Genomic DNA, 23,977 nt, shown 5'->3' with positions numbered 1-23,977 from the left:
GCGAAGGCCTTTGGAAGTGTTACATCTATTGCACTATAATCCTGCTCAAATTCTAGCCTTTGTTCATCTTACCTCAAAAAAATCATGCTGCAAGCACACTCATTGACGCTTCACTTCGACAGTGGCTGAGAAGAAGGTCGCCCCGTTCCCCATGTCCGACAACCGATTGGACGTCAGTGAATTCGCTCGCTGCTTCTTGCCGTCACCATCCCACCATAAGCCTTGGCTGATGACAGTTCCCGGCAACATGGCTTCACTCACCTTGGCGGTAAGTTCCATACGTCCACGATCATTCCATACGACCAGCGCATCTCCATCCTCCACGTTTCTGCGGCTAGCGTCCTCAGGGTGCATTTGCAATAGAGGCATCTTTTCCAAACGCTGGTGTTTGGATGAATTGCCAAAGGTGGAGTTCAGGAAATTATGGTTCGGCGGCGATAGGAACATCAGTGGATACGTATCGGCAGGTCCAGCCGGATTCTCCCCATCATATCCTTCAATCAGAGCGCTATAGGTAGGGAGCGGCGGAAGCCCTCGCTGTTCCATAGTCTCTGAATACAATTCAATTTTGCCTGAAGGTGTGGGGAGCTGATCCAGAAATGCAGCATGTGGTGTCATATCCAGCTTCACGAATCGGTGTTCCTTCAGTCCTTCTAACGTAACTCCATTCATGTAAGGATTGCCTGTATCCTGGAGTGCATCCTTAATCATCTGCTCCGGTGTTTCTCCGAAGATTGCAGGATCGTACCCCATAGCCTGCCCAAGCAGTGAGAACAGTTCCACATTGCTCTTGCTCTCCCCAATCGGTGCAATCACCGGCTCTTGCAGATGAACGTACTGATGCCAATAAGAGGTGTACAGGTCCGTCGCTTCAAATGAAGATGTGGCTGGCAATACGATATCTGCATATTTCGCGGTATCCGTTATGAACAGATCGTGTACAACCGTGAACAGATCTTCCCGTGCAAAACCTCGCTCCACCCGCTCGGTATCCGGTGCCACCACCAGTGGATTGCTGCAGTAAACCATCATTGCCCGGATTGGCTGCTCTGCTTCCAGCAACGCTTCACCAATCCGGTTCATGTTCACCACTCGCGGCTCTGGATTCTGCCGCAGCTCCGGACGTTCGAGCGCGTCGCTATTCGTGCTCGCGTAGCTGTTGGTGCGAATGGCACCGCCGCCTTGCTTCAGCCATTGCCCTGTAATAGCAGGCAGACATGCAACGCTACGCACGTTCATCCCCCCATTATCATGGTGCTGAAGGCCGTTGCCGATGTGAATATGGGCTGCCTGTGCGTTGCCGTATAGTTCGGCCAGCTGCACAATCGTCTCCTCCGGCACGCCCGTAATACGTGCAACGCGGTCAGGGGTGTAACTGCGGACATGATCACGTAGTGCCTCATGACCCACTGTATACTTTTGCATAAACGTTTCATCCGTTAGTCCCCGTTCGAACAACACATGCATCAATCCTAGCGCCAGTGCACTGTCCGTGCCCGGATACAGCGGAATAAACCAGTCACCCCACTGTGCGGTACGATTGCGATGAACGTCGATTACGACGATCTTGGCGCCTTTCTTGCGGGCTTTCTCCGCCAAAACGACTTGGTGCATATTTGTACTGACGATATTGCCACCCCACACCAGGATGAGATCCGCGTGTTCCGTATCTTCCGGCAACGTTCCCCGGTTGGCCCCCATCGTATATTTCCAGCCGGTATTTCCAGCGGCATTACAGATCGTCTGCTCCAGTACACTCGCACCAAGCGCATTGAAGAAACGCCGATCCATACCGTCTACGCCGAGAATGCCCATGTTACCGTAAAAGCTGTAGGGCAGGATGCTCTCCGGGCCGTAGGTTTCGGACAATGCAGTGAATTTGGTCGTAATCTCGCGAATCGCTTCATCCCAACTGATTCGTTCGAACTTGCCTTCACCTTTGGCTCCTACACGTTTCATCGGATATTGTAGACGCTCGGGATGGTACACCCGCTCGGTCATATTTCTGACTTTATTACAAATGGCACCCTTCGTTATCGGATGATCCGGATTACCCGCCACCTTCACAATTTTGCCGTTCTCTTTATGTAGTAACAGACCACAAGTGTCCGGACAATCGAGCGGGCATACCGCTGCAAATACCCCATTCTCCTGATCGATCATCGTATGGCTCCCCTCTTTAAAAGCTATCCCTATATCATATCTTCTTCGAGGTTATCGCGTAAAGAGAACAGTATGTTTTTGCTTCATATTCGCCGCTATGGCGGCTTTAAAATATTTTCAAAAAATGTTTTTGAGTTTGATTCAACTTCAGAATTCAGGGGTAAATTAAAAATAAGGCATTAGGCTAGTGTTTCCCCACTTCCTCCTCATGCCATATCATGGACCACTCCCGAAATTCGCCATGAACAGGTTTCGTTCCCCCGAACCTTGTCATGGCGAATTTATTTTGCGTTGAATTCCAATAAGGACGCCAAAAAAAAGATTCCGACCTGCTCCATCACAGCATATTTGCCATGAACCGAGCAAAGTCAGAATCGTCTTCACTTCTATGTGTATATGATGTGCGTGTATCGAGTCATGCACTGTAGGGCTATATTCCGCTACGCCTGCTTGCTCCACATCGCTCTGGCCTCCGTCTCCACAGCTTCGATCAACGTTGCTACCTCCGGTTTCACTTTCGGCTCAGTTTGGCGCAGGTACACCACCCAGTAGGCTGCAGCTACAAACAGAGCACCACCAGTCAGATTCCCGAGCCACACTGGAATGAAATTCATCACATATTGGCCCCACGAATAATGCCCTTCGAAGATTGCCGCCGGGATGAGAAACATATTGGCCACAACGTGCTGGAATCCAATGGCCACAAACGCCATCGTTGGAAACCAAATGCCCAGTACCTTGCCACTCATCGTATCCGATGCATAAGATAGCCACACAGCCAGCGCGACCAGCCAGTTACAGCCGATACCAGAGATGAAAGCTTGTAAGAAGCCGTCATGCAGCTTGTGCCCGGCCATATCCACTACTTTAGCCAAATACACGCCCTCTCCAGTCAGACCAAGCACATGTCCAAAGGCGTACGCGACAAAGATTGCTCCAAGAAAATTACCTATCGTTACGAATGTAAGATTCTTCACCATGCTGCCTACCGACAGCTTGCGTGCGATCGTAGCGAGCGGAACAGCCATCATATTGCCTGTCAGCAATTCACCGCCACCGATGAGCACCATAATTAGTCCCACCGGGAACACTGCTGCACCAATCAGATTAACCAGACTTCCCCACTCTGCCGGCGCGGATGCAATCACCCGGATATCCAGTAGAAAACCCAGCGCAATAAAAGCCCCTGCCAGAAAACTAAGCACCAATACAGAAGAAACCGGATATTGAGCCTTCTTCATGCCTGTTTGCGCCGTATATTGTGCAACCTCAAGAGGTGTTTTTGCTGCCATATCATTCATCCTCTCCTTCATTGTTCATCGTTTGGAAAAACGACCTGAATTTCATTGTTTATGCGTTGAATACCATATTTCAATTGTATCTTGGTACTGCGTGAAACTTTGTGCAAATTATCACAATGTTGTTTAAAAAGATACTTTAAGATTCTTGGAATAGTTAAGTCAGCAAGCGTATAGTAAGGCCTTTTGTAGCTAAAAAACCAAAAAAAGACTGACGATATACTCGCCAGTCTTCTTTTTCCTTTATAATCGTCCGCCTTGTTTCGTAATCCTGGCAGTTATTGTACACCTCATATTTACGGATAAACATGACTTATCTTCTTATGGCGTTTATCATGCTCGCTGTTCAACCGTCTATTCTGCTTCCTTACACCATTGCTGGTGCTTTTACTTCTATTGGAGGCAGTGCTTGCAGACCCGCCGTGTTCAGGAAGTTCCATGGTTTGTTGTAATGTGGCTGGAAGAAAAAGTCGATGAAGGCCAGCTCATCTACGGTCATGTTGTTTTGGATGCAGACCGAGATCGTATTAATCGATTGGGTCAGATCAACCTGAGACATCACCTGTGCTCCGACGATCCGACGAGTAGCCTGCTCATATACTACTTTGAGCAACAGTTTCTCAGCCGTTGGCATGAACTCCGGACGGTAGCTGTCTTCCAGTACGACAGATTCAACAATCAGACCTTCATCAGCAGCAGACGTTTCCGTCATCCCGGTACCCGCGATATTTTGCTCATAAATTTTGATACCCGATGTTCCTTGCGTACCCATATACGGTGTCGTAGGACGAACCAGGTTACGAGCTACGAGTGTACCCATCCGCACGGCGTTGGTTGCCAGTGGAATGTAAGATGCTTTGCCTGTTGGGTTGTAATGAATAGCACAACTGTCACCCGCAGCGAAGACGTCTTTTTGACTCGTTTGCATGTATTTATCTACGATGATTGCGCCGTTTGGCAACATATCCACTTGGCCTTTAAGCAGCTCTGTATTTGGACGGAAACCAATGCACAGAATAACCAGATCGGTATCAAACTCTCCTTTGGATGTGATCACTTTAGTCACTTTGCCATTTTCACCAGTAAACTTCTGTACCGTTTGACCAAGAGCCAGCTTGATGCCGCGTCCAGTCAACGTATCTTCGATCGCATCCGTGAATTCAGGGTCCAGGTATTTGTTCAAAATCCGGTCCACACTGTCGATTAGAGTAACTTCCTTGCCATTCATTTGGAAAGCTTCCACCAGCTCTACACCGATATATCCTGCACCTACAACAGTAACGCGTTTCGCATCTTTAGCTTTTTCGATAATCGTGTTGGAATGATTGTAGTTTTTGCACAGCAGAATGTTGTCCATCTCAATGCCTTCAAGCTTTGGAACGACAGGCCATGAACCTGTTGTCACAATCAGTTTGTCAAACGTATCTTCAAATTCTTCCCCGGTTTGCAGGTTTTTAGCCCGAAGGGTATGGCCCTTGGCATCGACTGCTGTGACTTCGTGAAGCATCTTGGTCACTACACCGAGATCTGCCAGTTGATTAGGCGAAGAATAGAACAAGCCGTCAGGGTCTTTCACAACCCCACCTACGTAGAGCGCAATGCCGCAAGATAGGAAGGAGATATTGTCATTGCGCTCATACACGGTGATGGTAGCATCCGGGTACAATTTGGCGGTATTTACGATGGCTGCGGTCCCTGCGTGTGTACATCCGATAACTGCGATTTTCATTAAAAGTTCCTCCTCGAAGTATATAAATGAGTTTGAATATAACGTTATTATGGTTGTGAAATATTTCACTTCTAGTTCGAAACTGTGTATGTGATTTATTTCACTTTATACACTCATTATAATGTGATCTTTTTCACATTGCAATAGGTAGTGCAAAAAAAGTTTGTCGAAGGAGGTCATTTCCCTGTATTTAAGCCTTTCTTCCCTTCATTGTATTGATTTCATTGTCCCCGGATTTGGGCGGGTTTATGCTATGTAATGGCTTCCGCGATCCCTGTAGGTCATATGGAGATATACAGTTAAAGTCCCCTCTTGCATTCATGTTTTACTTGTAAAAAAATAAATGCATTCAATTTCAACTACAGGGTTGATTTTTAAATTGGTAAGCGCTTACAATAATATTGATCCTTTAAATGGATTTTATGTAAATTAAACACCAATTCAATTATTCGTTCAGGAGGCGTTCATTTGAAGAAACGTTCAATGCCTGTCGTATTCCGCATGGTTCCCGTTACGCTTGCGATCACCATGATGACAACTGGAGTAGCTATCCCCTTTGCTGCTTCTGCCGAATCTCCACCCGTTACGATTAAAACCGAAGTTCTGTCCTCTAACGTTCCAGCAGGTGCCGATGTGTCTTCACTACTTCAGAAGTTTAGGGATTTCAGTCATTTTGCAATCGGCGACTTGGCCAAAGATACGGCCTATGCCCTGAATATCGTTTCGTGGCAAATGCCGCACGGTGGATTCTACAAAGACATGGAAGAGCAGTACGCAGCCCCATGGGATGGCGTAACCGCTCGATCAGGCTGGAAAGACCCGAATGGGATTGAACTTGGCACCTTTGATAATGATGCAACAACATCCGAGATCCGCTTCCTTGCTGACATGTATGATAAAACGGGCAACCAAGCCTTCAAGAACAGTGTGCGTAAAGCGGTGGAATTTATCCTGATCTCCCAATATCCCTCCGGAGGTTGGCCGCAGGTCTATCCCAAACGAAGTAACTACTCCGACGCGGTGACTTACAACGACAATGCTATGGTACAAACGATGGTTTTATTAGACGATATGATTGAGCGCAGAGGTGGGTTTAACAACGATATAATGACTGCCGCTGACCGCATCAAATTGAAAAATGCACTGGATAAAGGCATTGATTATACGCTGAAAGCACAAATTATCAATAATGATCAACCCACCGTTTGGGGTGCCCAGCACGATCCTGTGACCTATGTTCCTGTGCAAGGCAGAGCGTATGAATTAGCCTCCAAGTCGGGCTCAGAGTCGGTGGCGATTACTGCTTTTCTCATGTCCAGACCTCAGACTCCCGAGATTGAACAAGCCGCCAAAGCAGCTCTGCGATGGTTCGATAACGTTCGAGAGAACGGAACCAAGTATAACCGGCAAGGTCCAGTATATTTTGAACCGGATGCAGGGAGTTTGATCTGGTACCGTTTCTATAACGTGGATGAAGATGTGCCTTTCTACGCGGACCGGGATGGGTTGAAATATATGGACATTCTGGACATCAGTGAAGAACGACGACATGGCTACTCCTGGGCCGGAAGCTATGCACGCAACCTGCTTAAGCTGGCCTCCGATCAAGGTTACTACATGCTTAGTCAGCCCTTGCCCTGATTTGGAAGCCTGCTCCTTCTGTGAAGAGAATACCGCCGGTGTATGTAAAAATCAAAGAAGCCTATCCTTGCACATGCAAGAATAGGCTTCTAAAACGCTCATGTATTAACCGAGCAATTTCTCGATATCTGCAATCATTGTCTCCGGAGATTCTTTCGGTTCAACACGACCTACCACTTCACCTTCACGGTTAACAAGGAACTTGGTGAAGTTCCATTGGATGTCGCTTGTTTCGCCTACGCCAGGTTGTTGCTCCTTCAGGTATTGGAACAGGGGATGAGTGTCCTCACCATTCACATCTACCTTGGCAAACACCGGGAAATTCACACCATAATTAATCTGGCAAAATGACTCAGCTTCCTCACTTGTACCTGGCTCCTGCCCTCCAAACTGGTTACAAGGGAAACCCAGTACAACGAGACCCTGATCGCGATAACGATCATAGAGTTTTTGCAATTCACCATATTGCGGGGTTAGTCCACACTTGCTGGCTGTATTGGCAATGACCAATACCTTACCTTGATACAGATCCAGTGAGACTTCCTGGTTCGCGGTAGTTACCGCTTGATATGAATATACGGACATGACTGATTCCTCCCATGATACGTGTTGGTTTGGGCTGCGCCGAGCACATTAATATAACCAATGAACTTACAGCCTGTCTTATTATTATAAACCTGATCCGATGCGATTACCAAATTCCGGGTCTACCCATATTTCTATACTCCCATGAATGCGAAAGAGCCGCATGCGATAGCGCACAGCGGCTTCATTCGTTCTATTATGCAGGGCCAACATATGGCCGAATTCATTAACTTCCTATCGCTTGAACGCGCTGTTCTGTCCGTCCTCCAGCATGAACCATTGCACTGTTCATGACCTTCGTATCTGGCGTTTTCGATTGCTGGCGTTCACCAGCAAGAGCGTATGGCAAGCAAAGCGGTACACCGGAGCGTGGATCAATCACAATATCTGCTTCAATGTTAAATACTTCACGAAGCACATCCGAGTTCATGACTTCCACAGGCGAACCATGAGCAATGGCTTTACCTTTTTTGATACCAATCATGTGATGTGCATAACGGGAAGCATGATTCAAGTCATGTACAACCATAACAATGGTACGGTTAGCTGTGGCATTCAGCTGCTCCAGCAGTTGCAGTACTTCAAGCTGGTGAGCCATATCCAGGAACGTTGTAGGCTCGTCCAGGAACAGGATATCCGTCTCTTGAGCAAGTGCCATGGCAATCCAGGCACGTTGACGCTGCCCACCGGACAGTTGATCAATCGGGCGATCATGGAATTCTGTCATGCCTGTCACTTCAATAGCCCATTCAATCATACGTTTGTCTTCCGCACGCATGGAGCCAAATCCTTTTTGATAAGGAAAGCGACCATACGATACCAGTTCAGTAACGGTAAGTCCTTCTGGTGCTGTTGGATTCTGTGGCAAAATCGCAAGCTGCTTGGCAACTTCACGCGTGGACTGTTTATGGATGGACTTCCCGTCGAGCAATACATTACCTGCTTTTGGAGCCATAATACGTGCCATCGTTTTCAGGATGGTTGACTTCCCTGAACCATTGGCTCCAACAAGTGCTGTAATTTTTCCTTGGGGAATCTGAATATTCAGATCCTCTACAATTAGTCTTTCCTCATAAGCGATATCCAGCTTGGTCGTCTCCAGACGAAACATGCGATCATCCCTCTCTCATTTATCCCGGTTATGTAATCCGGCTATGACACAAAAACGAAATTGTAATTCTGTGTATTTCCGACGCAAATATCTTCTACACTAAAGATACTGATAATCATTATCATTTGTCAACATAAAAAACCAAATTTTCTTCTCTTTTCGTGCTTTATTTGGTCTTTATGTAGCAGAAATCCCGCTCTCTTCCCAAGTACACATGAGATCTTTTCTCATTCATTCCGCGCACTTTATCACTTCTGACTGTCTTTCAAACTCTTGAATCGCAAATTTTGTGTCTGAATTGTGAATGTGTGAGTTTTATTCATGCGTTTGCTATATCCACCATATCAAACAAAAAAAGATGACCTTGAAATTCAAGTTCAAGGTCATCTCACATACGCTCGTTTAATAAGGTATGAAGCCAGCATTTTTCCTTATTGGATCAAAAGACACTTAATGAATCTATGCAACACGCTCAAATAATATGACTTACAGCTTAATTAGGCTGCGGCATCAATTGGATCACTGTCATATTGCCCTGCGTACTCTTCACACTGACAATGCTCTCGGCATCCATATTCACTGGAAGATCGATCTGTAATCCATACGGATAGAGACGATCTACCTCTCCAATAGATATCTGTGCAGGAGTGGTCGCATCCGCATCCTGTTCATTGGATACTGATGTGTCAGGCGATGTGGAACCAGTAGCTTGATCGGCATCCTTACCTTGATCCGTGTCTCCACTCGCAGCATTAGACGATGCATTCGTCCCTGTATCCGTTGTTGCATCAGTAGTAGAATCTGAAGTGGCATCACCCGATGTTGCTGAATCTGCCTGCTGATCGCCATCCTCCGTCTGCTCTGTGTTCCCCGCGTTTCCCGCTGATGAACCATCCGTGCTTCCTTCGGAAGTACTTCCTGAACCACCATCGGAGGTATCTTGGGTATCAGGCTCTTCATTCCGATTAAAGCTCTCCCACTTGTCTGTAGTATCCAACTCCTGAGTACTATCATCCTTCATCGTCAATTGAAGTTTGCCTTGCTCAAACTCAGTGCTTCCCATATCGTTTCTGAAACGGATCACCAGTTGAGCAGGTGATTGCGTACCCTCCTGTTCACTCGCAGGAATCATATAAGCAATCTGCTCCGCGAGCTGCACCTCAGGTTCAGCCGGTATGACAGGCTCCTGGGTAGATGGAGGAGATGCCGCTGGCGGCTCTACAGAATCTTTCATCCATGCATATGTACCGCCCGCAATACCAAGAACCAGGATCAAGAGGATTAATCCGAACAGATTTTTCCTTTTACCCGTTAGCATTCGCACCAGTGGAGATGACAATTCCGTCTTCGCACGGTCATAGACCGGCTTCATTGTCTTGCTGGCTCTCACGTAATACGGTTTGAAAGCTGACTTCGACTTAAAAGCTTCACGGTCATGGGCTTTGAAATACGCCACGATGGCATCCGCATATCCTTTATGCACATTGGAACCTCGGACAAACATTCGATGATCTCCGGACCATTCGAAGAATGGATACAGCCCTTCAGCACGACTTGCATTCGTGCGGATGAATTCAATCAGTCCAGGATAATCCAACCGATTGCTGCCGCTTCCTCCCCGATAAAAAGCCATCGGCAAAGCTTCATATGCCGCAATCCCCGGATGAGCCTGCAGCTCTCCGGCAAGCCAGCGACGCGTCCAGCGTTGAAGTTCATTGCGTTCTGCCAGGGAAAGTGCCTCCAATGCCTCTTCTTCATTCCCCTCGCCACTAAGCCACACTCTCGCAGCCAGCATCATGTTCGTTCGAGCAGATACATCAGAGCCCTGACGTGCCGCCCAATCCCGAACCTCATTGCCATGCTGCAAAATATCAATGCTTAATAGCTGTTCACGGTTAACCCGTTCCAGATCCAGATCCTGAATCATAAACAGGTTAATAACATAAGCGAGCTTGTCTGCAAGGCGGGTTAACTCCTCCTGATATGTCGAATCTTGACTGGCAGACGGGGATCCCCCTTTGCGATTAGGGCGGGCTGTAGCTTCAGATTGACCAATTCTTGCCGTAATGCCTGTATCATAGGTGACATCAGCTGATACCCGATCCAATATACTAACACGCTGGAGGGCTTCATTCGCAGACTGTACCGGATTAGGCGCAGAACATAACCGTTCACGCAGCTCATTGGCTGTCCGCTCCTGCAAGAAGCTGTAGTGGATCGCAGATGGATGGGACGTAACCCATCTTCGGATCACTTCAACCACGTTCGCTGCCGATTCCGTGCGTTTTAGCTGATTGTCCAGATAAGGCTCGAACAACAGCTTGGTAAGCGATTCATTGGCCAGCACTTTATCAAAGAAGGCTTGATTCAGCTGCGGATCCCGATCCAGCACAGCATACAATTCCTGCACAGCACGCATACGCTTCTGGGCGCGGGCATTATTCACACCGTAGATGAAATAGTCCACAATCCGGGATTGCACCACGGGCGCGGCAACACTAAAATATTCTCCAATGCGAGCTGCGACGTCTTCTTCGGGTACGTTCTCACGCTTCACGCTGTCCAGTTCCCTGCTGAGCAAGGTCAGGAACAGTTCGTTCAGACGGGAACGTTGCTGTAATCCACCATCCGGCTTCAAATAGGTCAGCAAGCCACTCAGGACATGACTTTTGTTATCCAAATACAGGTCTTCCATGCCTTGTTCAAGACCATAGAACACCGCAAGTTCGCCATATGCTTCAATGGAAAGTTCCCGCCCAGGTTCCATGCCAGACAACATTTCATCCGCAAACGTATAGAAAGCATCCGCCGCACCAGGTTCCTGCAATAAAGCCCAGGCGAATTCCGCATAAGGTAACTTCGCTACAGATGCATCCGCATGTGTCACTCTGCCGGATACCAGATCAAAGGTGAAATCCTTCTCCGTATTCCGGTCTTTCGGACGTAACGTGCCTCGCTCTACAAACTGGACGTGAATGCCTTTCTTGGCCTGTGGCTCCTTGGCAAACGTCATGAATCCCAACTGCCGCCGGAATGCGAATGGTAAAGCCGTGTATAGCAAACGTAGCAATCCTTTGGCCCCTGCAGTCACTTCTTCTGCGGGAAGGTCCAGCGCAATGTATACTTTTCTGCGTGTTGCTACAGACTGCATTACCGCATAGAGCAGGCGCTTGAACAGCACTTCGTTCATCTTCAAGGCGCTCAGCACTTGGGTTGGTGATCCTATGCCAGCATCGGTCGCCCCACCCTGTCCGCTCCTAGGTGATATAGGCAATTCAGCAAGTGCTGGCAGAACTGTACCTTGTTCGATGTCATAGGACGTGGCGAACACGGCATCCAGCCACCCACCTTGTTTCATCTGCTCTTCCGAGCGCTTGGGAGACAAGACGTAATTATGTGCAAAAAGGGCACTGCGCAGCCCGGTGAAATCTGCAGACTGGTACACATTTTGCCCAAGAATCGTCTCTCCACTCTCCAGATGAAGCAGGTGAATGGAAGCCGGAAACTTCGTCTCGTCCTTCTCGCTACGGCCTGTTAGCTCCGCTGGAGCGTCATAGACACAGTAGGGGTGAAGCACTTTTTTGATAAAAGAAGGGTCCAGTCCCGGCGATGCCGCAACCGTATCAAACCCCTCTGTTGTGCGAAACACCCCGCGCCGCTCTCGGGTATACAGCTGCTGTTCAATGGGCGGGGTTACGGAAGAACGCATCATCCCACTCTCCCCTCAATGTACTTCAGCTTGTACAATAGCCATAAGAAGGGTTCATCCACGCGAATCGGACTAACCACACCTTGCAATTTCATATCCACAGGATTGCTACCCAGCGCAGAGACTGCGAAATAGGCTGTATCCTTGAAGTACACATCCATCGTTCCCTTGAACGGACGATCCACCTTCTCGATAAAACGCCGGATCTCCCCGTCGATATTCTCGAACTCGGTTAAGTCGAACCAATCGCGGTGCACCATGTTGCGGAAGACATTGCTGTTGGATTTGATATAATCCCCCTCTTCATCCTTGAGGGAATGCAGCATGTCGCTTTTCGTGAGCACAACGGCCGTTGGAATATTCGTTTTGGCTTTGTCCTGATACGCGATAAAATCTCCAAACATCGTCAGCACCACGTCACGCGGTTCATCGTATCGCGGTGTCCACTCTCCCGGCTCGTTGCCGAGGTTAATGCGGATTTTGTCCCGAATCGATCGAATTTGAAGCGGGTCCACCATAAACAGAATACCTGCCGAGTTCTTAATATGCTGCCCGTGAAGTCCGAGATAATCCTGCTCCACCATACCTTCACCCGCAACGTCAAAGAACACCAGTGTCAGCGGCGCTTTATCTTCGTCCTTGAACACAAACTGGAAGATAAACGGCTCCTGCAACTTTTCCTTCTGTGTGGAATCCAGCAGATCGCCCCGTTCAAACAACGGTTCTTCATAATCCGCACGGAACCGGCGGCTGATCTCCGCATTCAATGGCATGCAAGCGGCGTCAAAATGATCGGCCGTATAATGCTGCAATGTATGAATTAATGAAGTCATGTAGACGGATTTACCCACCTGGGATGCACCAATGATAGAAATGATGTTGCTCGGTGCTTTACCTGCCGTAACAGGTAGCTCGTTATGACATTGCGGACACAACCGGCGGCGTGTAACGACACCGTACCGATCGTTCAGACCCATCACGATGTTATCGGAATAAATACGATGTTCCTCCGGTACATCATGTGGGGCCAATACGGCCTCCATATCAAATACCGTATCAAGTCCGAACCTTTCGCGATACCGATTCAACTTCGCATCTTCCCCGAGTGCGTAGTCCTCATCATCATCGCGGTGATGGGCGGCGCGGAACACCACCTCTTCCGGTGAAAACTTGCTGAAACAATAAGGGCATACAATATCGTAAAACAGCGGACGTTCCTCCGGCTGTTGTCTCTTCAAAAACCGACTAAAAAAGCTCATAGCCACTCCCCTCCCCTGATCAGTCAGACTAAGGTGATTTACACTTGCACTACGATGACAGAGTAACCTTCCAATCGCTAGTCCAACTATCTAGTCTGATATAAGCCGATAGGCGGCTCCATATTTCGGTCCGTCCGTGAAGAATAATCGCACATAATCATCCTTGGCGACTTCAACGGGCGGCATCTCATTTCTTCCGGGAGCAAAATCACTCACAAAAGGGTACACCGTGCCATCTTCCTTATTCAGCGGTACCCCGCCCTGCTTGCGAACATAACAAAGGGCTTCCTTCGGAACAGGCACTTCCGCTGTGACGGTGATCAATACACTTTTTCGCTTCTGAAAAAAACCGCTCTTGTAGCGAATGGAAAAGCGGATATCCGCCTTGCCTGCGCTTGCAATCACCATATTGTCTTCATCTCGTTGACGGATCAGCACAGGCCCGTCTTCCTGCATCTGACACACATACACCGTGTACTTGATGGCACCAAAACCTGTGATCCGATCCGTGTAACCATTGCTCGCCTTATATTCCTCTCTCGTGTACAGCTTCATCTTGCCCTGTGCAGGCTCTTCCCCGGTACGATCATCGCTCATCATATCCAGCTCCAGCCGTTCCACATACACAGCTTCTACCCGTTCCGGCCAGAGCCAGCGAAGTGTACAACGTCCTTCGTCCACCGCAAGTGTCAGTCTTCGAATCAAGGGTGTCGAAGGGTCTGCATCCGTAAACCGCATTTCCATTGACCTCCCGACGTTAGAATCCTTTGCTGCGTGTATCTCTTGGTCTCTGACCAAACCCTTCGGCAGAAGAAGTTCCGCCGCCAGCTTCACGACGACCCCGGCTCTTCCGCGGCGTGTTCTCCTTAATCGGAACAATCCAGGAGAAGAGGGTCAATACGCCTGACAAGATGAGCATCGCACCAAGTCGTACAAATGTATCACCCACGTTCGAGCCGTCGAGGCCCCATTCCAGCAGAAGCCCTGCCAGTAGACCCGACACCGCACCACCAATACCAAAGCTGAGCGCGAGATGACGGTTATCAAATACAAGTCCGAGTGACACACCCAATGCTACTCCAATCAGTAACACTGCTGCTACACGGAAAATCGCCAGATAAACGCTGTGCTCCATCATGCCTGTACGTTCCGTTACCAGTGTCCGTTCATCAATCGTATCGTAGATCTGCTGAAATGCCAGATTCAGACCACCGGAATCCGGTACATCATAGTACATGCCACCCGTTTGCTGAGCAATATTACGCAGCAGATCCGTACCGGATGGGTCCACCAGGCTTAGGCCGACTGTATTAATAGAAATCTGTTCATTGGTATATTGGGACAAAATATCGGCTGTATCCGCTTCACTGAAGCCATCGGATAACAAGATGACGACCGTACCACGTTTCGGGTCCTGTTTGCCCTGAATCTGTTCCATGCCTTCCCGCAGCACAGCATCAAAATTGGTGCCGCCCGAAGTCGTGACAATACCATCGATTTTGCCATAAACCTCATTCTTGGCCGCTTCACTATCGAGCGCAATAAACGGTTGCAATAACTGCGGCTGGTCATCAAACGTAATGACAGCCACCTGTTTGTCACTCTCCATTTGGCTAATCAGTGTCTTGGCGGCTTCAAAGCGTCCGTTATCCGGATCTGTCTCGCTCATGCTGCCCGAGTTGTCGATCATCAGTACGATGTCCTTGACTTGCTTCACACCGCCCGGATTGATCTGATACAACAATTGCAGGGCGAGTCCAACAACAAACAACAGAGCCAGCGTTGCCGGAACAAGCAATTTCCACGACAGTCCCAGATACCGGAGCTTCCATGAAGCACCATTCAGCTTGGGTGAGATCATCTCTGCGATCAAACAGAACAATCCAACGCTCAGCGCCAGTACGCCAAAGTATAATCCCATCAGCAACAGACGTGGCATCTCCCCAAGCCATTGACGCAGCATGATTTCTCCTGCCGCAAAGCCCACTGCCCCGCCAATCAGGCTGAACAGGACCAGGAGAAGATTGATTTTTCGCTGCATGTCTACATGCATCCTTTCCATACCAGCCGTAAACAGGCTGAGTTAATACAAGATTGGTGCTGGGTGCAGGACACCGCCAGATGTCTTAACGAATGGGTGACAACTTTTCCACCAGACCTGCGGGGTGAAGCTCATAACCATTCTCCGTGTACGAGTCATAGTATACCTTGCCGTTTCGATACACCATGAGATCCTCCAGATGGAAACCTCCCATCAGATTCAGCTTCTCCACACCACTGCTGCGTTCTTCGTACACCACACCCAGCTTGTAGATGCGTGACGTCTCTTCGGCATGTGCCGCGTAGTCCATAAAAGCACTATGATGGTCACCAAAGAAATACTTCTCTTCATAGCGATGTTCCTGCGTATAATCGAATACCCGTACCCGAACAACCGCCTGATCCTCCAGCGTGTGGTACAACCTGCGGAACAGATCATCCCGGGTTAATACGTCTTTATCTCCGTAAGCAATCGTAACGTTGGCCCGCTGCAACAGCTCTTCTTCAAATGGTAACCGCAACGGCTCGGCTGTAAGCAGCAACGAGTGACATACCTCCATCAGCCGTTTCAACAGACGATCATCGCCTTCTGTGGCAAGCCGGTTCATGTCTCCCATGTAACGGTCCTCAAACCATACGTCCCGTCCGCGCTTGGCTTCCAGGTCGGTGATTAGCTCTTCCGTCACTTTGCCGTAGTATTCCATCACGTTCTGGCCGATGTATTCATCCGCAGCGGCGATACTTTGGACTGCTGTCTCGCGCAATGTGCGTTCCAGCGCTTCAAGTGCTGCTGTGACTTGGCCACTGAAACGATGAAGTTCTTCCATCTCCGTATCGTAGATACGCAGCAGATGTAATTCATTTTCCAGTCGCAGTAATTCTACCTTCGGTACATACACTCGCTCCAGCATACAGTCAATCAGATTGCGTACATTTTGTTTATCACGGAACAACGCACGTTTGAACGACTGATCTTCCACCCACTCTTGCTGACGCTGCTCCAGCAGAGCACGTGCCGATTCAAGCTGCATCGATTTATCCCGAATCAGTCCGAGCAGCGCTTCACGTACACTGCCAGGCTCATTGTCACTCCAGGCTGCCCACTGGAAGTACCCAACCTCTGGATGCTCCGCGCGAGATTGCTCGGCCTGACGGCGCAGAGAGCCGCCAGAACTGCGCTCGCGCACACGCTCTTCAACAAGACGGACGACGTTATCACGAAAGTACGCTTCAGCGCCTTGTCCGAACAGCGCTCTCTCCGCTTCACGAAGCGAGAGCGGCTTCAGATCGGAGAAACTGACGTTATGCGTCATGATGCCACTCATGCCACTAACCAGATCTTCATTAGGTAACAGGCCTTCGACTTTGCGTTCCACCGAAGCCGCGTCCAGTCCAAAGAAAGCGAGCTTGTCCTTGATGCTCCAATCCGGCTCTTGCCGCATGCGTGCGAGCAGATACCGATACATGTGATATAACACCGCCAGTGCTATCGGCTTGTTTGGCCGCCTGATCTCGGCAAAACCCGCGCTTGCATAACCATGCTGATCAGAGGTGGTACGAATATTGTTTTTGAAGGATGTATTGTTGTACGTGTTCGCTCCCGTGCTCGAAACGGTACCCGCGTGATCCGCATCCTGCTTCCTGTTCTTCAACAGGCAGATGCGGCAGATGATCTCGGCATTTTCGATCCAGCCCCCGGGAACGCCGGTTCCACGCTCATTTTTGTCGGACAACAGATATACAAGATCAAACAACGGTGACGCGTGATGTGTAACGGGAATGGAGATCCCATCCTCCGTCACCAGCAGATTACCGCTGAACGTGTAGTCCAGCGACTGCATATAATCCAGCTCCCTTAGAAAAGCAAGGCCTGCTGCGCTGGCATACCCGAAGGAATCCACCTGTTCCATCTCGCTGACCAATACATGCAGATCCGTCTGCACGGACTTGAAGGCTTGGGACAAAATGGTCTCCGTCAGCTTGGTGAGCTCTGGCAACAATACATTCAATGGATCATCGGCTCTGGTTACCACCGTAACGTAAATCCGATCAAATGACGAGTACAACCGTCCATAATCGGCAATTCGGTTACTGACCCGCCGAAGCGTACGATTCAGGTCATAGAGCGCCTGATCCGATTCGTGGAAACTGCGGTGCACATCCTTCCGCCGTGTTTTGGATGGTCGCTCCGTCTGCCCCGCGGATAGAGGCAAGCGGTGACGAGTCACCTGACCATCATCGGACGAGCCACTATTCCTCGTTTCACCCGGACCCGCTTCCTGATCTTCTGTCCCAATCTGAACGTAGACCACACCGTCTCCATTATCCCATTTCAGCCGATTGATCTCCTGCACAGCAGACACGGCAGGTGCAACCAGATCACCTACGAAAAGGAACAAAGCCGGGTAATGGATACTGCTGCGTCCATCCCCCAGGCTGCCTTGACGCTCCTGCTCCATTGCATACTGTGCTGCGTACTTCTCCAGATCGCGCTTCAGGGTATTGTTCGAATTGAACTCCATCCCGGTCACCATCTTACTTCAGCCTTCTGCGAATGTCGTTCAGCTTGGACGACATCGTTCTGTAGAACTGATAGATGTCTTCTCCGTTAGCCAGTTCTACCCGCTCATATTCCAGACGATCACGTGATTCCATGAACAGCGCAGCCAGATCATCCAGCTTTGTCAACAATGGGGTGATATCTTCTGAAGCCGTGAGATCGTTATCCCGACGGGAGGCTTTGCGCAGCAATGTACTGCGATCCTTCTCCGACAGACCGCGGAAGTTGCCAAACACTTCATACTCGGCAAAGTTACGGCTCTTCATCAGGTTCGCGAATGGTTCCCATGCGTCTTCTTCCGGGTCACGGTCATAGACGTAGAGCGCACCTTTTTTGACGATGGTGTCGGTATATAACGCTTCGATGAAGCGGTCGTACCACTGCTCTTCGTCCTGGTACTGGGCAAGAATGCCTTCGAGTTCGACGACTTTGGCCGAGATGGCATTCATCTTTGCCAGTTCCTCACGTACACGTGCGATCAGCTGCGGGGAGCGTACCAGGTTTTCTTTGGCCATATCTTCATTAATACTTCCGAAAATATCCTTAACTCCTACACGTGGCAACCCTTCGGATTGCAGACGTTTCAGCTCAATCACCGCCCGCTTCACTTCGCCGAGGTTCGGCGTGGTGGACGTCAGACGCATGTCGTAGGCTCCCAGTTTGGCAGACAAATCAAACGCTTCTGTTGTCACAATCGCATACCGGTTACTTGTATTCTCATCAATGGATTTGGCTGTCACGATGTTGTATCCAAGCGCCTGCTCGAATTCGCTACGCACACGGGCGTTATACTGCTTCACGCGGGCGTTCTCGTACACATCTCCCCATGATTTCTCCGGAATCGGTGACGGCAGATAGGTCCAGTTATTTTTCTCCGTTTGTACCAAGTGACGACCAATGCCTTCTTTGTCCAAAATGGTACGTTCATAACTTTCCTCATATACTTTGAGTGGTGTATACACAAAGAGCGGTACCCCGTTGCGGGTATTCAGCCAGAAGATCCGGTTACGTACTTCACTTTCCTTAACAGTAAAATGAGACTTGCCTACCGCATTGTTCTGATAATTACGAATCCCTTTCAGAATGCCCGGCGCCTGTGCCGGTACCGATACAAATCCCCATGAAGGGAAATGCAGACTGCCCGTACTGTTGCTCAGATTGAACACCGGAACGGCCTCATCATCCAACTTGCCGGCAATGAAACGTTCCACGAATTTTTCGACCGACTCATCCTGACCGTATTTGATCACCAGGAAATCTTCCATGGAACGAGTAATCAGATCACCGAATTTCTCGCTTAGGAAGTCGGAGATGGAGCTGACGATATCAATCTCGTTTTCCTTCACCCACTGGCTGGAGTTTTCCAGCAATTCACGGGAGAAGTCACGGATCAGATCATCTGTATCACGCTTATCCAACAGCCCGTCCACCACACTGACGATATCCGGTACACTTACGACGTTCCAGTAATATGTTTTGTTGCCTTTGTGGTCGGCTTGTTCTTCGCCGCGTGTCAGCAGGTCACCGTTCTTCGCAAAGATCGAGCTAAGGGCGTTCAGCGTTTCGGTAAATACGTTATAAATGCGGCTGTTCTCCTGGTTCAGCAACTCATACAGATCTTCATAGAACTCGATCATCTGATCGTTACGTTCCACGTCGGCGTGAAGCCAGTACTCATGAATTTTTGCTTCAATATAAGCATTCTTTTTCTTCTCTTTGGAGACAAAAGCACTCTTCGCATCGCCCAGCTTCTCTTCGGACTGCTCCTGAGCTGCTTCAATATCACGCGGAATGCGGAAGGCATTCTCACGCAGGGTTTCGATGTACGACTGAATCATCTTCAGTACACAGAATCCTTTTTCCGTATATATTAGACGGGAGACATAAAACGGACCTTGTTCGGGATGCAAAAACATACGCCGGATCTGTTCGGTGAACTGACCGGCAATCTCACCCGGCAGCTGTTTCTTCGCCTTGATATATTCCTCGCGGGCACGCGCCAGGAAGTTCTGTTCCAGTTCAGTGTCCATATTCACAACCTGTGATTTCACCACGTTGCCATAGGATAGGCGTTCACTGTTTTGATAACCAGGCAGCGGCTCTGGCACGCGGGCTTCAAAGGACTTGACCACACTTTCGAGATCAATGCCCAGCTTGCGTGCAAACTTCTCGGTATCCTCCTGGTTCGGTGCTTTGGAGAACATGGTGTTCATTTTATCGAACATGCGATACGCCAGATACGTGGTCATCTCTTCAATCGGCAGTACAGCCGAAGAGGCACCAATGATGTTGTAATCATAGTTGGCCGGGTACACCTTGTTCATCTGTGCAATGTTGGTCCGAATGTTGCTGATATAGTCATGGATCGCAAACTCCTCACCCGACTGCTTCTCCTCACTTGCCATGAAGTTGGTAATGTTCTCGGCCGTGACGTTCATGCAGTAATCGTAGGCGTTCTCCAGCAATTTGCCCTCGGTATTCGTCGCAGAGATCAGATGACACAGGTTAAATGGTGGCAGTGGTGAGTTAACGGTTAAAATATTGCCGTACTTCTGTGTAAACCGCTCACCGCGGCTATCCACGTTCATCCAATAATCCAACTCTTTGAGCGCAGCATATCCGTTCTTACGAATGTATTCGCGCGTGTGTTCGCTCAAGCTTTTGTTGGACAGGTTCACGTCTGGTGTGAACAGGTAGCCCAGCGTATTCACGCGGTCAATCCCGGCAGAGCCATGATCACGTTCGATAATACCGCGCACGATATAGGAAATGTCGAGGAAACAGCCACTGCCTGTACCGCCGGACAGACCTGTCAGCAGGAACACCATCAGTTTTTTGTTGGTGCCTACGGATAAGGTTTTGATCTTTTTGTCGATGGCCTGTACAACCTGATTAATCTTCGTGAACAGCAGCAGACGTCCAGCCTGACGCACACCTGCCGCGCCATTCATGCCGTCCGTGATGCTCAGTTCCGGAGACAGCCAGTCTGTAATGTACGGCTCCAGCACGCTGCGGTTCTGTAGCAGTCCGCCAATCTCGGCATTGGACAGCAATACGAATTCATTGATCGGATCAAGTCCGATTCCTTTATACTTTTTGGCGCGATCTTGTTCGTTCGTCTCAAAAGCCAGAAACTCCACATTGTCCGGCTTATCCATTTTTTTCTTGGAAACCGGATCCTGTGGCAGCTTGAAACGACGGTTGATCTGATATTTGAGACGCAACAGTGCGTCAATTCCCGTTCCCCCCAGACCAATAATCAGAATGGGGTTATCAATGGTATCAACTCTGATCTTCTCACTGACAATACCTCCGCCAAGTGATACATCCAGTTGCTGAATATGTTCTCTAACAATCGGTTTCATTCCATGTCCTCCTTTGATTAACGCACATATGCTTCAATCTATACAATTCAAACTAAAGAAATTTTACACTTGCCACTCCGATGACAGAACAACCTTCCGATCGCTGTTATCCCCGGATTTTTTGATTCTATTTTTCAATGGTGAAAATCTGGGGATAGCGTATGCTTCCGATGTAGCTTTCTTTCAGAAAGCTTTTAGGCGAACGCTTCCGCTTCTTCACGTTATTTCTGTCCTCTGCGTTCTCGTGTAAACAGTTGGTCCCAAATTATATTGGCATTCCTTTTAAACCAAACAATCAATTTAAATCAAATAATCCTTCACACCAAGTACTCGATCAAAATCGTTTTGTCCGCCTGTTGCAGCGGGATGCTCAGTCGGTCACCGTTCTTCAGTTCAACGCCTGAGCTTGCATCAACTGCACGACCGGATTTCTCCAGCGTACCGCCTGCGGTGTTACGGATGATAATTCGATCCCCATTGCTGGGCGTAAATACATATTTTTCGGTTTCCTTCAGCTCAGGGTCCAGCTGCAATAACTGATGCAGATGGAATCGACCCCGGAAGGATACCAGCTTTTTATATTGTGGATATGACTTGTCGCCCGTGTTCTCATCCCGAATCTCAACGATCATCTGACCGACAAAGCCCCGGTTTTTGCGTTTCAGCCAACCCATCAGGAACCAGACACCAACACCGACCACAATCAGGGCTATAACACCCAGGATGACAGGTAACCAAGGAAACGGCTTGTCCTGTTCACCGCCCGGCGTGGTCGGTTGAGCACCGCTTCCAGTTGCTCCGCCTGCGTTAATCGTGATTGGTGCACTTTCACGGTAGAAGCTGTCTTCTTCCGCACGGATGACCAATTCATAGTTATGATTGTCTGGTACTTCAAACGTTCCGGCAAAACCAGAACCTGTATTGTCCAGAGGTTGTTCTTCACTTTTGCCTGTATCCACATCTTTCACAACCAGCGTGGCCTTCATATCCGTATACAGGTCATTATCCTGAAGCGGCTGACCGCCATTCTCCAGTTTGGCTGCAAGATCAACTTTATCCCCTTTGGTATAGGACTTGGTCTTAATTGGGTCCACAACGAGCTGAAGATCATAGTTGAACAACAGGTTGATATCGATGCTGTCTTTCGGAGCCCCTTTTACCCGAAGTTTCCAGTCTCCTTCTTGGGGTTTCAACAGCTTCACGAGTGAATAACTCTTCGACGTCGAGAGCTTGGCTGCATCCGAGTTCAGATCCACGGCTTGTCCGGAAGGGTCCGTCAATTGCACTTCCACCGGCTTCGAGGACATAATCGAGATGTTTGCTTCCAGTACACTGTCATTTGGCACGTTCACGGTAACTTCCTGATAACTGCCGTTTCCTGTTACAGAGGGCAGCTTCACCACATTGAGTTTAGCATGATCGGCGAAGATCTCACTCAGAATCTGTGGCAGATCATCCGGCGTATCGGTAATGAATGACTTGCCTCCGGTCTGCTTCGCGAGGTCTGCGAGTGCATCCTTGTTCAACTTGCCATCCGCGTTCAGTCCAATCGTATACACCGGGATACCCTGATCTTGTGCTTCCTTCACGGATTTCGCCAGATCAGCGTCGGATTGTGCCTGTGTACGGCCTTTGGTTTTGTTAAAGTCATTGTTGCCATCCGCCAGCAACACGATCATTGGCGAGTGGGATGGGTCTGCATCATGATTCAGTATGTTCACGGCTTCGGCGACACCAACCGAGACATCGGTATATGGCCCCCGGCCGAGCTGATCAATAAAATCCTTCAGGCTGCTCTTGTCCGTATCGGACTGAATCTCCAGCATAGCCTTTTCCCGCTCCACCTGATCGGTATAAGCTACAATTCCTACCTTGTCCCCCTGGACGGGCAGCATATCAATAAACATTTTCATGGCTTCATTACTGATCTTGTCACGGTCACTTGTATTCATCGAGTTACTTACATCGGCTACAAGTACCGCATCGATTCCGCTTGTCTGTGCCTGAGCCGCTGCAGCTTGTGGCAGCAACGCTTGAGGTAACAGTAGCGTTAGAATTGCCAGCAGAACCATCGTTCCACTAAGCCAGCGTATTTTGCGTGTCCGCAGCATTGGGTGTACTCCTTCACGTTTGAGATTAAAATGGGAATAGTTTATTATAGGCGTCAAGCCTTAAGGAAATCTTAACAGTCTACTAATAAATTCTGAAAAGCACCCCTATCTTGAGTTACAGTTTTGTAATGACTGACAAAAATCGACGATTTCATGCCTTGAACTGGCACAAAAGTACCAACTATGGAAATATGATATAGTTATTGCCAGCAAACTGCAATATAACAGCGCTTGTTCACCAAGCCATAGAAGGGAACGGATTATGGTTACATACGGATGCCTCGCCATATTGTTTCTTTTTGTCATCATAAAGGTAATTGCACTCCAGCTTCATCGGCGGAAACCAATCTCCCGCGAAGACACGGATCGTACCCTCTACACTATTCTGAATGGTGAGCGTGATTAA

Annotated in this window: 14 protein-coding genes; 2 read left to right on the top strand and 12 right to left on the bottom strand. The window is 48.9% G+C overall.

What is annotated here, in order from left to right; all coding sequences use genetic code 11:
- Window positions 1-99: 99 nt before the first annotated feature.
- The 3 genes from FE296_RS17455 to FE296_RS17445 form a co-directional block, all read right to left on the bottom strand.
- Window positions 100-2,163 (bottom strand): molybdopterin-containing oxidoreductase family protein, encoded by a 2,064-nt coding sequence (locus FE296_RS17455; protein ID WP_150365807.1) that lies wholly within the window; start codon window positions 2,161-2,163, stop codon window positions 100-102.
- A 440-nt stretch (window positions 2,164-2,603) separates the two neighbouring features.
- Window positions 2,604-3,455, bottom strand: a complete 852-nt coding sequence (locus tag FE296_RS17450; RefSeq protein ID WP_150365806.1) for a formate/nitrite transporter family protein — start codon at window positions 3,453-3,455, stop codon at window positions 2,604-2,606.
- 373 nt (window positions 3,456-3,828) lie between these two features.
- A complete protein-coding gene (locus tag FE296_RS17445) occupies window positions 3,829-5,190 on the bottom strand; it encodes an FAD-dependent oxidoreductase (protein WP_150365805.1) in 1,362 nt (453 codons plus the stop codon).
- Window positions 5,191-5,658: 468 nt separating this feature from the next.
- On the opposite strand from FE296_RS17445, the gene pelA reads away from it, so the two are divergent.
- Window positions 5,659-6,831, top strand: a complete 1,173-nt coding sequence (gene pelA / locus FE296_RS17440; protein WP_317889420.1) for a pectate lyase — start codon at window positions 5,659-5,661, stop codon at window positions 6,829-6,831.
- Window positions 6,832-6,936: 105 nt separating this feature from the next.
- Here the strand turns inward: pelA and FE296_RS17435 are convergent, their stop codons facing one another.
- The 9 genes from FE296_RS17435 to FE296_RS17395 all read right to left on the bottom strand — a co-directional run bounded on the left by FE296_RS17435 (window position 6,937) and on the right by FE296_RS17395 (window position 23,571).
- The gene (locus FE296_RS17435; RefSeq protein WP_047840764.1) at window positions 6,937-7,416 is read right to left on the bottom strand and encodes a glutathione peroxidase; all 480 of its coding nucleotides are present in this window, start codon (window positions 7,414-7,416) and stop codon (window positions 6,937-6,939) included.
- 226 nt (window positions 7,417-7,642) lie between these two features.
- Entirely contained in the window at window positions 7,643-8,527 is an 885-nt protein-coding gene (locus FE296_RS17430) for an ABC transporter ATP-binding protein (RefSeq protein WP_150365804.1), read from the bottom strand.
- A 493-nt stretch (window positions 8,528-9,020) separates the two neighbouring features.
- A complete protein-coding gene (locus tag FE296_RS17425; RefSeq protein WP_150365803.1) occupies window positions 9,021-12,239 on the bottom strand; it encodes a GAP1-N2 domain-containing protein in 3,219 nt (1,072 codons plus the stop codon).
- The gene (locus FE296_RS17420) at window positions 12,236-13,495 is read right to left on the bottom strand and encodes a TRAFAC clade GTPase domain-containing protein (RefSeq protein ID WP_024632789.1); all 1,260 of its coding nucleotides are present in this window, start codon (window positions 13,493-13,495) and stop codon (window positions 12,236-12,238) included. The genes FE296_RS17425 and FE296_RS17420 overlap by 4 nt, the downstream gene beginning before the upstream one ends.
- Before the next feature lie 90 nt (window positions 13,496-13,585).
- On the bottom strand, window positions 13,586-14,233 hold the full coding sequence (locus FE296_RS17415; protein ID WP_150365802.1) for a beta-mannanase: 648 nt from the start codon (window positions 14,231-14,233) through the stop codon (window positions 13,586-13,588).
- Window positions 14,234-14,252: 19 nt separating this feature from the next.
- Window positions 14,253-15,536 carry a vWA domain-containing protein gene (locus FE296_RS17410; protein WP_124116600.1) on the bottom strand — a complete coding sequence of 428 codons (1,284 nt, stop codon included), beginning with the start codon at window positions 15,534-15,536 and terminating at the stop codon, window positions 14,253-14,255.
- An 85-nt stretch (window positions 15,537-15,621) separates the two neighbouring features.
- The gene (locus FE296_RS17405) at window positions 15,622-18,069 is read right to left on the bottom strand and encodes a transcription initiation factor TFIID (RefSeq protein WP_150365801.1); all 2,448 of its coding nucleotides are present in this window, start codon (window positions 18,067-18,069) and stop codon (window positions 15,622-15,624) included.
- 1 nt (window position 18,070) lies between these two features.
- Window positions 18,071-21,460 carry a tubulin-like doman-containing protein gene (locus FE296_RS17400; protein ID WP_150365800.1) on the bottom strand — a complete coding sequence of 1,130 codons (3,390 nt, stop codon included), beginning with the start codon at window positions 21,458-21,460 and terminating at the stop codon, window positions 18,071-18,073.
- Between the two features lie 317 nt (window positions 21,461-21,777).
- Window positions 21,778-23,571 carry a vWA domain-containing protein gene (locus FE296_RS17395; RefSeq protein WP_150365799.1) on the bottom strand — a complete coding sequence of 598 codons (1,794 nt, stop codon included), beginning with the start codon at window positions 23,569-23,571 and terminating at the stop codon, window positions 21,778-21,780.
- Between the two features lie 262 nt (window positions 23,572-23,833).
- Between FE296_RS17395 and FE296_RS32840 the strand changes: the two genes are divergently transcribed.
- Window positions 23,834-23,977 (top strand): hypothetical protein, encoded by a 144-nt coding sequence (locus FE296_RS32840; RefSeq protein WP_167483717.1) that lies wholly within the window; start codon window positions 23,834-23,836, stop codon window positions 23,975-23,977.

The organism is Paenibacillus sp. UASWS1643 (genome assembly GCF_008693195.1).
Taxonomy (GTDB): domain Bacteria; phylum Bacillota; class Bacilli; order Paenibacillales; family Paenibacillaceae; genus Paenibacillus; species Paenibacillus amylolyticus_B.
The sequence above is the reverse complement of the archived record's forward strand: the minus strand, read 5'-3'. Positions and strand labels throughout refer to the sequence as shown.

Excerpts from the sequence above, each read along its gene's own strand:
- FE296_RS17425 (WP_150365803.1), bottom strand. The coding sequence starts at position 12,239 with ATGATGCGTTCTTCCGTAACCCCGCCCATTGAACAGCAGCTGTATACC.
- FE296_RS17435 (WP_047840764.1), bottom strand. The coding sequence starts at position 7,416 with ATGTCCGTATATTCATATCAAGCGGTAACTACCGCGAACCAGGAAGTC.
- FE296_RS17405 (WP_150365801.1), bottom strand. The coding sequence starts at position 18,069 with ATGGTGACCGGGATGGAGTTCAATTCGAACAATACCCTGAAGCGCGAT.
- FE296_RS17415 (WP_150365802.1), bottom strand. The coding sequence starts at position 14,233 with ATGCGGTTTACGGATGCAGACCCTTCGACACCCTTGATTCGAAGACTG.
- FE296_RS17400 (WP_150365800.1), bottom strand. The coding sequence starts at position 21,460 with ATGAAACCGATTGTTAGAGAACATATTCAGCAACTGGATGTATCACTT.
- FE296_RS17430 (WP_150365804.1), bottom strand. The coding sequence starts at position 8,527 with ATGTTTCGTCTGGAGACGACCAAGCTGGATATCGCTTATGAGGAAAGA.
- FE296_RS17455 (WP_150365807.1), bottom strand. The coding sequence starts at position 2,163 with ATGATCGATCAGGAGAATGGGGTATTTGCAGCGGTATGCCCGCTCGAT.
- FE296_RS17420 (WP_024632789.1), bottom strand. The coding sequence starts at position 13,495 with ATGAGCTTTTTTAGTCGGTTTTTGAAGAGACAACAGCCGGAGGAACGT.
- FE296_RS17445 (WP_150365805.1), bottom strand. The coding sequence starts at position 5,190 with ATGAAAATCGCAGTTATCGGATGTACACACGCAGGGACCGCAGCCATC.
- FE296_RS17450 (WP_150365806.1), bottom strand. The coding sequence starts at position 3,455 with ATGGCAGCAAAAACACCTCTTGAGGTTGCACAATATACGGCGCAAACA.
- FE296_RS17395 (WP_150365799.1), bottom strand. The coding sequence starts at position 23,571 with ATGCTGCGGACACGCAAAATACGCTGGCTTAGTGGAACGATGGTTCTG.
- FE296_RS32840 (WP_167483717.1), top strand. The coding sequence starts at position 23,834 with ATGGTTACATACGGATGCCTCGCCATATTGTTTCTTTTTGTCATCATA.
- FE296_RS17410 (WP_124116600.1), bottom strand. The coding sequence starts at position 15,536 with ATGCAGCGAAAAATCAATCTTCTCCTGGTCCTGTTCAGCCTGATTGGC.